The sequence below is a fragment of the Streptomyces sp. NPDC048659 genome (assembly GCF_040650575.1).
Taxonomy (GTDB): domain Bacteria; phylum Actinomycetota; class Actinomycetes; order Streptomycetales; family Streptomycetaceae; genus Streptomyces.
Genome location: NZ_JBEZHM010000014.1, coordinates 112,663 through 124,710, shown reverse-complemented (window position 1 = coordinate 124,710; position 12,048 = coordinate 112,663). Strand labels below are relative to the sequence as shown.

Annotated in this window: 11 protein-coding genes and 1 pseudogene; 8 read left to right on the top strand and 4 right to left on the bottom strand. The window is 75.4% G+C overall.

Annotation, left to right across the window (positions count from 1 at the left end):
* Positions 1-144: 144 nt before the first annotated feature.
* The 3 genes from AB0C99_RS13960 (at position 145) to AB0C99_RS13950 (ending at position 2,813) form a co-directional block, all read left to right on the top strand.
* Positions 145-834: an IucA/IucC family C-terminal-domain containing protein gene (locus AB0C99_RS13960; RefSeq protein WP_362474285.1), complete on the top strand. Its 690-nt coding sequence runs from the start codon at positions 145-147 to the stop codon at positions 832-834.
* An 84-nt stretch (positions 835-918) separates the two neighbouring features.
* Positions 919-2,403, top strand: a complete 1,485-nt coding sequence (locus tag AB0C99_RS13955; protein ID WP_362474217.1) for an SDR family NAD(P)-dependent oxidoreductase — start codon at positions 919-921, stop codon at positions 2,401-2,403.
* A 239-nt stretch (positions 2,404-2,642) separates the two neighbouring features.
* Complete coding sequence (locus AB0C99_RS13950; protein WP_362474214.1) at positions 2,643-2,813, top strand: hypothetical protein; 171 nt, start codon at positions 2,643-2,645, stop codon at positions 2,811-2,813.
* A gap of 121 nt (positions 2,814-2,934) precedes the next feature.
* Here AB0C99_RS13950 and AB0C99_RS13945 read toward each other — a convergent pair whose 3' ends face one another.
* The 4 genes and pseudogenes from AB0C99_RS13945 to AB0C99_RS13930 form a co-directional block, all read right to left on the bottom strand.
* Entirely contained in the window at positions 2,935-4,359 is a 1,425-nt protein-coding gene (locus tag AB0C99_RS13945) for a lipase maturation factor family protein (RefSeq protein WP_362474211.1), read from the bottom strand.
* A 58-nt stretch (positions 4,360-4,417) separates the two neighbouring features.
* Positions 4,418-4,573 carry a hypothetical protein gene (locus tag AB0C99_RS13940; RefSeq protein WP_362474208.1) on the bottom strand — a complete coding sequence of 52 codons (156 nt, stop codon included), beginning with the start codon at positions 4,571-4,573 and terminating at the stop codon, positions 4,418-4,420.
* Positions 4,574-4,621: 48 nt separating this feature from the next.
* Positions 4,622-5,176: a DUF1990 domain-containing protein gene (locus AB0C99_RS13935; RefSeq protein WP_362474205.1), complete on the bottom strand. Its 555-nt coding sequence runs from the start codon at positions 5,174-5,176 to the stop codon at positions 4,622-4,624.
* Positions 5,177-5,358: 182 nt separating this feature from the next.
* Positions 5,359-6,210 (bottom strand): annotated as a pseudogene (locus AB0C99_RS13930) (YndJ family protein); the annotation flags it as partial.
* A gap of 185 nt (positions 6,211-6,395) precedes the next feature.
* Here AB0C99_RS13930 and AB0C99_RS13925 point away from each other — a divergent pair.
* The 5 genes from AB0C99_RS13925 (at position 6,396) to AB0C99_RS13905 (ending at position 12,039) form a co-directional block, all read left to right on the top strand.
* Positions 6,396-7,625: a DUF6777 domain-containing protein gene (locus tag AB0C99_RS13925; RefSeq protein WP_362474202.1), complete on the top strand. Its 1,230-nt coding sequence runs from the start codon at positions 6,396-6,398 to the stop codon at positions 7,623-7,625.
* Positions 7,626-7,754: 129 nt separating this feature from the next.
* Positions 7,755-9,854 carry a SpoIIE family protein phosphatase gene (locus AB0C99_RS13920; RefSeq protein ID WP_362474199.1) on the top strand — a complete coding sequence of 700 codons (2,100 nt, stop codon included), beginning with the start codon at positions 7,755-7,757 and terminating at the stop codon, positions 9,852-9,854.
* A gap of 70 nt (positions 9,855-9,924) precedes the next feature.
* Positions 9,925-10,797, top strand: coding sequence for a DNA-formamidopyrimidine glycosylase family protein (locus AB0C99_RS13915; RefSeq protein ID WP_362474197.1), 873 nt, complete (start codon positions 9,925-9,927; stop codon positions 10,795-10,797).
* 39 nt (positions 10,798-10,836) lie between these two features.
* Positions 10,837-11,586, top strand: a complete 750-nt coding sequence (locus AB0C99_RS13910) for a LytTR family DNA-binding domain-containing protein (RefSeq protein WP_362474194.1) — start codon at positions 10,837-10,839, stop codon at positions 11,584-11,586.
* Positions 11,587-11,664: 78 nt separating this feature from the next.
* Positions 11,665-12,039: a hypothetical protein gene (locus AB0C99_RS13905; protein ID WP_362474191.1), complete on the top strand. Its 375-nt coding sequence runs from the start codon at positions 11,665-11,667 to the stop codon at positions 12,037-12,039.
* Positions 12,040-12,048 lie beyond the last annotated feature (9 nt).

Sequence of the window (12,048 nt, the reverse complement as noted above, 5' to 3'; positions counted from 1 at the left end):
GATCCCGACCAGAGCGCCCCCGGCGACGCGGACGCGCACGGCGCCGCGAGCGCCCCCGGTGCCGCCGCCCCCGCCGCCGAGCCCGCGTACGCAGCCGAGCCCGCCCCCGCCGACGAGCCCGCCTACCGCCCGGACACCGCGCAGGTGGGCGGCTTCTTCGCGCTGCGCACCTCTCCGCCCGCCCCCGGCACGGCGCACCGGCCGCTCGCCCTGCTGTACGCGGGGGAGGACGCCCCGCTCGCCGCGCGCGTGGACCGGGTCGCCGCCCGGCTCGGCGCCCCCGAGCGGCGGGTCGGCGCCTCCGTCGCCCACCTCGGCCTCGCCGCCCGCCTCTGGTCCACCGCGCTCGGCCCCGCCGCCCTCCACGGCCGCTTCCCCGACCTGACGCCCGGCACCCTGCACTGGGACGGCGCCCTCACCTCGCCCGAGGACCTGTGGTGGTCCGGCACGGGCAGCCGCCCCGCCGGGGTCGGCGAGCTGCGGGCCGCGGTCCTGGAGGCCCACCTCGTCCCGCTGCACGCCGCCTTCGCCCGCGACGGGCGGATCTCCGAGCGGCTGCTCTGGGGCAACGCGGGCTCCGCGCTCGCCGGCGCCCTGCGCGAGCTGGTCCGCTGGGCCCGCGCCCACGGCCGCCCCGACGCCGCCGACCGCGCCGCCGCCCTGGTCCGGGGGCTCCTCGACCACCCCGAGCTCGCCCGCACCGTCCGGGGCCCGGAGCTGCGCCGGGCGAGCTGCTGCCTGTACTACCGCTGCCCCTCCGGCGGACTCTGCGGCGACTGTGTGTTCGACCACCCGCCCCGAACGGGTTTGGAGGCGCGGCCCCCGGCTCCGTAAAGTTGCGTCTTTGGGAGTACCGACGGAGTACCCGCGGGCTCCCGGGACATTCACGGCGCGAGCGATCGAGGAACCACGAAGGCCATGACGGTGACTGAAGAGACCCAGGACCACGGGCCGGGCATCGACCCCGAGCGCCTGGCCGTCTGCCTGAGCGTGCTCGACGAGCTGGACAAGATCGACGTGGACCACCCGGACGCCATCGCCGTCCGGCGCGCGACCGCCGGGATCTACCGGACCGTGAAGCAGCGCCGCCGCCAGGAGCGCCGCGCCTCCAAGACCGCCCACGACAAGGCCGTCACCGAGGCCACCGCCACCGGCTCCGCCCAGCGCATCGACGACGAGACCGAGGGCATCCTGCCGACCTCCGTCACCGAGGCCGGCAAGATCGCGGGGATACTCCAGCGCCCGCGCTCCTGCTACACCTGCAAGACGCGCTACGTCGAGGTCGACTACTTCTACCACCAGCTCTGCCAGGAGTGCGCGGCCCTCAACCGCTCCCGCCGCGACGCCCGCGCCGACCTCACCGGCAAGCGCGCGCTGCTCACCGGCGGCCGGGCCAAGATCGGCATGTACATCGCGCTGCGGCTGCTGCGCGACGGCGCCCACACCACCGTCACCACCCGCTTCCCGAAGGACGCCATCCGCCGTTTCAAGGCGATGGAGGACTCGGCGGAGTGGATGCACCGCCTGGAGGTCGTCGGCATCGACCTGCGCGACCCGGCGCAGGCCGTGGCCCTCGCCGACCAGGTCGCCGCGGCCGGCCCGCTCGACATCCTGGTCAACAACGCGACCCAGACCGTGCGCCGGCTGGCCTCCGCCTACGCGGCCCTGGTCGAGGGCGAGAGCGCCCCGCTGCCCGCCGGCGAGCTGCCCGCCCACCACGTCATCGGCGCCTTCGGCTCCGGCGCGGTCGGCGAGCTCGGCTCCGGCGCGGCGCTCCCGGCCGGGGTGAGCGGGCTCGACGCCCAGCAGGTCGCCGACCTCGCGCTGGTCGCGGGCAACGCGAGCGTCGCCAAGCACCTCGACGGCACCGCCATCGACGCGGGCGGCCTGGTGCCGGACGTCGTCGACTCCAACACCTGGGTGCAGTCCATCGAGCAGATCTCCCCGGTGGAGCTGCTGGAGACCCAGCTGTGCAACTACACGGCGCCGTTCATCCTCATCAGCAAGCTGCGCGCGGTGATGGCCGAGGCCGCCGCCAAGGCGCCCAGCGGGCGCTCGTACGTCGTCAACGTCTCCGCGATGGAGGGCGTCTTCAGCCGCGGCTACAAGGGCGCCGGGCACCCGAACACCAACGCGGCCAAGGCCGCGATGAACATGGTGACGCGGACCAGCGCCCAGGAGATGTTCGAGACCGACCGCATCCTGATGACCTCGGTCGACACCGGCTGGATCACCGACGAGCGGCCCCACTTCGACAAGCTGCGGCTCGCCGAGGCCGGCTTCCACGCCCCGCTCGACCTGGTCGACGGCGCCGCCCGGGTCTACGACCCGATCGTGCGCGGCGAGCTGGGCGAGGACCTCTACGGCGTCTTCATGAAGGACTACGCGCCCGGTAAGTGGTAGTTCGTCCGGCCCGGGGAGTAAAGGACTTCACCCGATCGCGTCACACTTTGGTGCCCCATAGAGCGCCGACGCGCTCATCTGGTTAATCTGATGTCCACGGACGGCCACCAGGGTTTCACCGAACCCTCACGGCCGTCCCGGGGACAGGCCCGACCAAGGCCGCGGCCCCGCCCGGAGAACGGCGCCACCGCGACCGACGGTCCCAGTCCCCCTTGGTACGCGACACAAAGGAGTGCGCGGTGACACCAGAACTGACCCAGCAGGAGCAGCGCCCGGCCGAACCGACCGAGCGCAAGCGCCGGTCCGGCGAGCTCGGCAGCCTCGAAGTGTGGGCCCGCTCGGCCCCGATCCGTCTCGCCGGCTACGAGGACGACCTCGCCGAGCCCCACATCCTGCAGGGCATCGACTGAGTTTCGGCGAACGCCTTTCCCCGTGCCCCCGGCCGCCCCGCGCGCCCGGGGGCACGGGCATTCCCGGCGGCTCCCGGCGACCCCGGCGGCTCATGGGCTGCCCCCGGCGGCCCCCGGCGGCTCAGTCCCGCGCCTCCGGCTCCCGCAGCCGCATCGGCGGCAGGTACTCCCGCACCAGCCGGCGCCGCCACCACGCCCCGGTCTCCCGCAGCTCGCGCGGGCCGGTGTACCGGTAGCGGTAGAGCCGGGCCCGCACCAGGACGGGCGGCGCGTCGGGGAAGGGGTTGTGGCGCAGCAGCCGCAGGGTGTCCCGGTCCCCGGCGAGCAGCCGCTCGACGAAGGGCCCGAACCAGTCGCGGGCGTAGCCGGGGGAGAGCGCCGCGAACCACATCAGCCAGTCCAGCCGCAGGTGGTACGGGGCGAACTGGCGGGGCATCCGGCGGGGGTCGCCCGGCTTCCCCCTGAAGCCGTACTCCCGCCAGACCGTCTCCGGGCCCGGCTCCGGGTCGTCGGTGCCCTCGATCACGATCTCGTCCCGGATCCGGCCGACCGTGCCGAAGGCACCGTACGTGTTGACCAGGTGGAAGGCGTCGAAGGAACGGTTCATCGCCTGCCGCCGGGAGAGCAGGTTGCGCACCGGGTGCCGGCTGAGCACCAGGACCAGGGCCGTGGCGGCGCAGACGACCGCCACGTACCAGAGCGGGGGGTCCGGGAGCGGGTGCGGGCCCGTGACGAGGGAGCCGTTCATCGCGGACAGGGCGAGGAGGATGGTCAGCCAGTTCAGCCAGGCGAAGTTGCCGGACAGCACCAGCCACAGCTGGGTCGCCGCCATCAGGCCCGCCGCGACGGTCGCGACCGGCTGCGGGGCGAAGAGCAGGAACGGGACGGCGAGTTGCACGACGTGGTTCGCGGCGCACTCCGCCTTGTGCAGCGGCTTCGGCAGGTGGTGGAAGAACCAGCTCAGCGGGCCGGGCATCGGCTGGGTCTCGTGGTGGTGGTAGAGGCAGGTGAGGTCGCGCCAGCAGCGGTCGCCGCGCATCTTGATCAGGCCCGCCCCGAACTCCACCCGGAACAGCAGCCACCGCAGCAGGAACAGCACCAGCGCCGGCGGCCCGGTGTCGTCGTTGCCGAGCAGGACGGCGAGGAAGCCGGTCTCCAGGAGCAGCGACTCCCAGCCGAAGGCGTACCAGGTCTGCCCGACGTTCACGATCGACAGGTACAGCCCCCACAACAGCAGCCACAGCAGCATCGAGGTGCCCAGCGGCACCGCGTCCCCCGCGCCCGCCGCCATCGCGAGCGCGAGGCCCGCCCCGCCCCAGGCCACCGACGCGAACAGCCGGTCGGAATAGCGCCATTGGAAGAGGCTCGGTGCCTGACGCGCCGGGACCCGGCGCACGTACGCCGGTACGGGGAGCATCCCGCGCTCCCCGATGAGGGCGCGGAACTGGAGGGCCGCCGAGAGGAAGGCGACGAGGTACAGCCCGGCGAGCCCCCGCTGGAAGACGATCCGGCTCAGCCAGTAGTCGGGTGCGGTGAACCAGCCCATGGGGCGCCCATGGCCGCCGGGCGGCTCCCCAGGACCGGGGGCCGCCCGTCAGGTCCCGCTACTCCTCGTCGGCCTTCCGCTCGCCCTCCGCCTGGGACGGCGTGGTGCGGACCGTCTGCGGGTGGCGCTGCGCCTTCTGCTGCGGGTCCAGGTCCTCTTCGAGGCGTTCGCCCTCGGCCTGCGCGGGTGTCGTGTACTCGTCGTACTGGCTCATGGCCGCCTCCTTCGGGAAGCACGGGAGAGTACAGAAGAACCGTAACCCCTATCGGCGGGCGACGAGAGCGGTGAGCGAGCGGCCCAGCAGGCGGGCGTAGGCGAGCTGGAGCGCCCGTACGACGGGCCCGCCGAGCCGGGTGTACCAGACGGCGGCGCGGCTGAACGCGGTCACGGTGAACCAGACGGCGCCGTCCTCGCGCAGCTCGACCACGAAGGACTCCTCGCCGCGCTCCGGGTGCCCGGCGAGGGTCCCGTAGGCGAAGCCCGCCTCGGTCTCCGTGGCCGTGGTCCAGATGACCCGGCAGGGCGCGCTGAAGCGGACCGGGCCGAGGCCGAGCGAGACCTCCAGGGTGACACCGGGCTCGGCGCGGTCGGCGGCGCTGGTCACCCGGGCGCCGGTCGCCCGGTGCATGGCCCAGCTGGTCACGGCCGCGCCGGCGGCCTCGAAGTCCGCCCGGCCGTGGCCGACCCGGACGCTGTGGCCGAGGTGGTGGTAGCCGGCAGGCAGCGGGCGGGCGCGGGTGGCGCCGACCTCGGGGTAGTTGGGCGCGGCGGCCGGTCCGGCCGGGCCGTCGGAGAGGCTGCGCAGGAGACGGGTCATGCCGGGAGCTCCGTTCGGGGAGTGGTGCGCGGGGCGGTACGGGGGGTGGTGCCGGGTGCGGTACGGGGAAGGGGGCGGCGGGCGCGGGTCCCGGCGCGGCGCGCGGGGGTGCCTGGGGGGTCCGCCGGGGTGTCCGTGCGGTCCGCCGGGGTGTCCGCGCGGTTCGCGAGCCCGTGCGGGTGGCGGCGCCAGGCGAGCAGGGAGCAGAGGGCGAAGCCGAGCGCGTTGCCGAGGCCGTGGGTCGCGGCCATCCAGGTCAGGCTCGGGTGCGGCAGCCCGGTGGCCTCGCCGAGCGCCCAGCTGAGCGCGAGCAGCATGGTGACCGCCAGGATCGCGGCCGAGACCCCGAGCAGGGCGCGGGTGACCGGGTCGGGCGCGGCGGCGCGGTGCTCGCGCCAGGTCGTCAGGGCGACCGCCCACATCCCGGCGGTGAGCACGACGGCTCCGGCCAGCTCTGCCCAGTCGTCGACGAAGTAGCCGAGCAGGACCAGCAGGGTGCCGAGCGGCACGCTGTACGCCGCGAACCGGGCGGCCCGACCGCCGCTGGTCCGGCAGACCAGTCCGGCGACGAGGGCGGCGGCGAAGCCCGCGAAGTGGAAGTGCGGGACGGTCAGGGCGAGGATGCCCGGCTCGAAGCCGAAGAGCTCGTGCCCGCCGCGCTCGGCGACCAGGGCGAGGCCCGCGACCGAGGGCGTGACCAGGGCGGTCAGGACCGCGACCTCGGCGGGCGCGGGCAGGCGCCGCGCGCGGGCGGCGCCACCGGCCGGGGGCCCGGAGAGGGCGGCCACGAGCCGGGCCGGGGCGTACAGCGCGAGGGCCAGGGTGGCCAGCGCGTAGACACCGGCCAGGGCGGCGGCGAGCGGGGAGCGGGGGAGCCAGAGGGCCACCGCCCCGGGGAGGGCGAGCAGCGGCCAGACCCGCGTCAGCAGGCGCGGCACGGGTGGCCCGTCGTCCGGTCCGTCGAGGAGCCGCAGCCCCAGCGGGACGATCACCAGCATGCCGAGCGTCACGATCAGCGCCACCAGTACGGACACGGCGGCCACCCCCTTGCGTTGAACGTGTTCAACCTTTTCAGGAGTGAGCGTAGAGCCTTGCTTGAACACGTTCAAGAGTGGGGTGGGTGACGGCTCCGCGCCGGATGGGCGTACGTGGATTGCGGCGCCCCGGGCCCTGCGGCAGACATGAAGGAACGACTCGGGGGCGAAAGGCGGGAGCACAGGTGCGCACACCCAGACGATGGCCCACGCGGCCCGCGGCCGTGGCGGGCGCCGCCCTGGCCCCGGCCCTCCTGATGGCGGGCTGCGCCTCCGGCGGGCCGGCCGAGGCGGGCGCGGAACAGGCCGCCGCGCCCGTCCGCGAGGTGCTGCTCCAGGCCGCCGCCGCCCAGGGGCCCGACGCCTTCACCCCCTCCACCGTGCAGGAGGGCGCCCCCGCGCGCTCCGGCACGGTGCCCGACGGCGTCGTCGGCACCCCGGTGCCCGCCGCCCGCGAGGTCGGCGGCGCCACCCCCGGCCTGTACGCGGGCACCCGCTCCGTCGCCAGTTGCAACGTCGCCCAGCAGGTCGCCCTGCTCACCGCCGAGGCGCCCCGGGTCCGTTCCTTCGCCGAGGCCGCCGGGATCCCCGAGACCGGGGTGGCCGGCTGGCTGCGCGGGCTCACCCCCGTCCTGCTGCGCGCCGACACCCGGGTCACCGACCACGGCTACCGCGACGGGCGCGCCACCGCCTTCCAGTCCGTCCTGGAGGCGGGCACCGCGGTCCTGGTCGACCACTACGGCACGCCCAGGGTCCGCTGCGCCGGCGGGAACCCGCTGCGCTCCCCGGCCGCCGCCCCGGGCGCCGTGCACGGCGGGAAGCCCTGGCCGGGCTACGCGCCGGACCGCGTCGTCGCCGTGACCCCCACCAGCACCGTCGTCACCAGCCTGGTGATCGCCGGGCTCGCCGACAACACCTGGATCGAACGGAAGGCGGGCAGCGACGGCGAGGCGGACCGCAGGCCCGGCGTGCCGCCGCCCTGCGACCCCGCCGCCTGCGACCCGGTCACCGCCCCGGCCGAACCCCTCCCGGACGCCGGGGCGGCCCCGCCCCCGACCGCCCCGGACCTGTCCGCCGCCCCGCGCGACTCCGCCCGCCCGGACACCCCCGCGCGCCCCGAGCCCCCGTCCCGCGAGGCCCCGCTGCCCGACGGCCCCGCCCCGGACCGGCCGAGCCCGGACCACCACTCGACTCCGGACCGTATGACTCCGGACCAGACCACCCCGGATCACTCGACCCCGGACCACACCACGCCCGACCACTCCACGCCCGACCACTCCACCCCCGACCTCCCGATGCCCGATGCGCCCCATGACCTGCCGCCCGAGCCCCCCAACGCCGAGCCCCCGCCCTCCTACGAGGAGCTGTTCCCGAACGACCCGGCCGCCGAGCAGCCCTCGACCTTCCCGGGCTGACCGCCCCGGAGCCCGGCCCCCTGTCCGGCCCCCGGTCCATCCCCCCGCCCGGCCCCTCCCCGGCCACGATCCGAACCCATTTCCGATCTTCGCCGTGCGCGGGGGCGGGGCTGCGCCTAGCGTGGCCCCATGAATGCGGGCAGCGGGGGCGGGGAGGCGGCCGAGCGGTGCCGCTGCGAGGCGGGCTCGGCGGGGTCGACCTGCTGTTTTCTTCACGAGTTCGGCCAGGAGCTGCGGATGGGCAGCTTCGACTGGGACCTGCTCACCGGCCGGATGACCATGGACGAGGGCGCCCTGAACGTCTTCGACCTCGACGCCGACTCCTACGACGGCGACCCCGCCGGTCTGGCCTCGCGGGTGCTGCCCGACGAGAGCCGCCGCCTGGACACCCTGGTGACCCAGGCGCTCAAGGACGGCAGCGACCGCTACGGCGCCTACTTCCGCATCCGTACCCGCACCGGCGCGCAGCGCTGGACCCACACGCAGGGCCTGGTCCGGCGGGACGCGGACGGGCGCCCGTACCGCATCGTCGGCATCGTCCGGGACGCCTCCGAGGAGCTGACCGAGTCCGCCGCGCGACTGGGCCTCGACGAGGGGCGGCGGCAGCGCACCAGCGTCGTCGAGGGCACCACCGCGGCCCTCGCCCACGCCCGTACCGTGCAGGACATCATCGACTTCCTCAACGACTCCCAGGGCCTGGAGCACTTCGGCGCGGCCAGTCTCGTCGTGGGGCTCCTGGAGTCCGGGCGGATCCACCTGGTCGCCGAAGGACCGGAGGGCGCGTTCGTGCCCGGCACCCGCTTCACCCGGGTGGACGAGCCGTACCCGATGGGCGAGGTCATCCGTACCCTGCGGCCCCGGTTCATCGAGTCCCCGGAGGAGTTCGCCGCCTCCTTCCCGGTGCTGTGGCCGCACATCAGCGGGCTCGGCATCACCTCCGCCGCCTATCTCCCGCTGATCGCGCAGGCCCGCCCGATCGGCGCCCTCGGCCTGCTCTACAGCGGCGAGCGGACCGGCTTCAGCGCCGACGAGCGCAACCTGCTCGTCGCCCTCGGCAGCTCGATCGCCCAGAGCCTCCAGCGGGCCATGCTGTACGAGCAGGAGCACGACCTCGCCGAGGGCCTCCAGCAGTCGATGCTGCCCCGCCGCATCATCGACGTGCCCGGCACCCAGATCGCCGTCCGCTACCGCTCGGCACGGCTCGGCCGGGACATCGGCGGCGACTGGTACGACCTCATCCCGCTGCCCGGCGGCCGGGTCGGCGCGGTCATCGGCGACGTCCAGGGCCACGACACCCACGCCGCCGCCGTCATGGGGCAGCTGCGGATCGTGCTGCGCGCCTACGCCGCCGAGGGGCACACCCCGGCCACCGTGATGGCCCGCGCCTCCGTCTTCCTGCACGAGCTCGACACCGAGCGCTTCGCCACCTGCACCTACGCCGAGGCCGACCCCGCCACCGGGCTGGTCCAGATCGTCCGCGCCGGCCATGTGGACCCGCTCGTCCAGGACCCGGACGGCACGGCCCGGCGGCTCCCCGTGGACGGCGGGCTGCCGCTCGGCCTGTCCGCCGAGTTCGCCCGGCTCGACTACCCGGTGACCACCGTCGAACTCGACCCCGGCCAGACCCTGCTGCTCTACACCGACGGCCTGGTGGAGAAGCCGGGCGCCGACCTCGACGAGGGCCTCCAGTGGCTCTCCTCGCTGGTCAAGCGCGGCCCCCGGGACCTCCAGGAGCTCGCCGACCACCTCTGCGACGTCGTCGAGGAGCGGGGCGGCGAGGACGACGTGGCGATCCTGCTGCTGCGCCGCGACGGCGACCGGCCGCAGCCCGGCGGACGCCTCCAGCAGCACGTCGGGCAGAACGACCCGGAGGCGCTCAGCTCGGCCCGGCACATGATCCGCGCCGCGGTACGGGCCTGGGGCGCGGGCACCCGCTCCGACGAGATCGAGCTGGTCGCCGACGAGCTGATGACCAACGCCCTGATGCACACCGACGGCGGCGCCATCGTGACCCTGCGGATGCTGCCCGGCGCCGAGCGGCGGCTGCGGGTCGAGGTGGAGGACCGCTCCAGCGCGCTGCCCCGGCGCCGGGAGGCGGGCGAGGCGGGGGTGTCCGGGCGCGGGCTGCTGCTGGTCGACCGGATCTCCGACCTGTGGGGCGTGGAGCCGCGCGGCGGCGGCAAGTGCGTGTGGTGCGAGTTCGTCACGGACCAGCCGCCGGAGGAGTGAGCGGCCCGGCCGCCGGGGGAGCGGGCGGCCCCGGCGGGCGTCCGCCGTCGTCCTCGGGCAGGCTGGGACCATGCCCGAACTGCCCGAGGTCGAAGCCCTCCGCGCCTTCCTGGACGAGCACCTGGTGGGCAAGGAGATCGCCCGCGTGCTGCCCGTCGCGATCAGCGTGCTCAAGACCTACGACCCGCCGCTCGGCGCCCTCGACGGGGCCCGGGTCACCGGTGTCGCCCGGCACGGCAAGTTCCTGGACATCGCCACCGAGGGCGGCGCGGGGGAGCTCCACCTGCTCGTGCACCTCGCCCGGGCGGGCTGGCTCCAGTGGAAGGACGTGCTGCCCGACGGCCCGCCGCGGCCGGGGAAGGGCCCGCTGGCCCTGCGTACCGCGCTCACCGGCGGCGACGGCTTCGACCTGACCGAGGCGGGCACCACCAAGCGCCTCGCGGTCCACCTCGTCCGCACGCCCGGCGAGGTCCCCGGGGTCGCCCGGCTCGGCCCCGACCCGCTCGCCGCGGAGTTCGACCTGGCCGCGTTCACGGCGCTGCTCGCCGGCGAACGGCGCCAGATCAAGGGCGCGTTGCGCGACCAGAGCCTGATCGCGGGAATCGGCAACGCCTACAGCGACGAGATCCTGCACGTGGCCAGGATGTCCCCGTTCAAGCCCACCGGGAACCTCACCCCGGAGGAGACCGCCGCCCTGTACACGGCCATGCGGGAGACCCTCGCCGAGGCCGTCGAGCGCTCCCGGGGGGTGGCCGCCGGGAGGCTCAAGGCCGAGAAGAAGAGCGGGATGCGGGTGCACGGGCGGACCGGCGAGCCGTGCCCGGTCTGCGGGGACACCATCCGCGAGGTCTCCTTCAGCGACAGCTCGCTCCAGTACTGCCCGACCTGCCAGACCGGCGGGAAGCCGCTGGCCGACCGCCGGCTCTCACGCCTGCTCAAGTGACCTTCGCCCGCCGCCCCGGACACCCCCTAGACTCCCCGCATGGTGCGCGTACTGGCCGTCGACGACGAGGCACCCGCCCTGGGCGAGCTGCTCTACCTGCTGCGGGCCGACCCGCGGGTGCGCAGCGCCGAGGGGGCGGGCGACGCCACCGAGGCGCTGCGCCGGATCGGGCGCGCCCTGGAGCCCGGGCCCGGCGGCGGCGAGGGGCCCGGCGCCCTCGACGTCGTCTTCCTCGACATCCACATGCCCGGCCTCGGCGGCCTCGACCTCGCCCGGGTGCTCGGCCGGTTCGCCCGCCCGCCGCTCATCGTCTTCGTCACCGCCCACGAGGGCTTCGCCGTCCAGGCGTTCGACCTGGAGGCCGTCGACTACGTGCTCAAGCCCGTGCGCCGCGAACGGCTCGCCGAGGCCGTCCGCCGCGTCCACGACCTCGTCCACGCCACCGCCCCGGCGCCCGCGCCCGAACAGGTCCCGGTCGAACTCGGCGGCGTCACCCGCTTCGTGCCCGTCGACGCCATCGTGTACGTCGAGGCCCACGGCGACTACGCGCGGCTGCACACCGACCACGGCAGCCACCTCGTCCGCATCCCGCTCTCCGTCCTGGAGGAGCGCTGGGCCGACCGAGGCTTCGTCCGCATCCACCGCAGCCACCTCGTCGCCCTCGGCCGCGTCGACGAGCTCCGCCTCGACGGCGGCGCGACCTCCGTCCGCGTCGGCGACGCCGAACTCGCCGTCTCCCGCCGCCACGCCCGCCACCTCCGCGACCTCCTCATGCGCCGCACCTCCTGAGGCCCCCGCCCCTACCGGCGCCCCGGCCCTTCGGCCTACACTCCACGGGCCCAGCAGACCGTGAGAGAGCGGACGCCGATGTCCGAGCACCAGCCGCCGCGACGGCCCCCGCGCGAGACCGTCACCTACGCCTCGGCCCACCGCGGCGCCGTGCCGGGCCCCCGCCCCCAGCACGCCCCCGCCCGCTCCGAGATCAGCGAGCAGACCACCCTCGGCCACACCTACGTACGCTCCCTGATGCGCAGCCAGCTCCGCGCCGCGCTCACCGCCCTCGCCGCGCTGGTCCTGCTCGTCGGCCCGCTGCCGCTGCTGCTCGCCCTGCCCGCCCCCGAGGCCGCCGTCTGGCTCGCGCTCGGCGTCGGGGTCCACCCCCTCGTGTGGGCCGTCGCCCACTGGTACGTGCGCCGCGCCGAACGCAACGAACGCGACTTCACCCGCCTCGTCGAGCGGTGAACCCCGCCC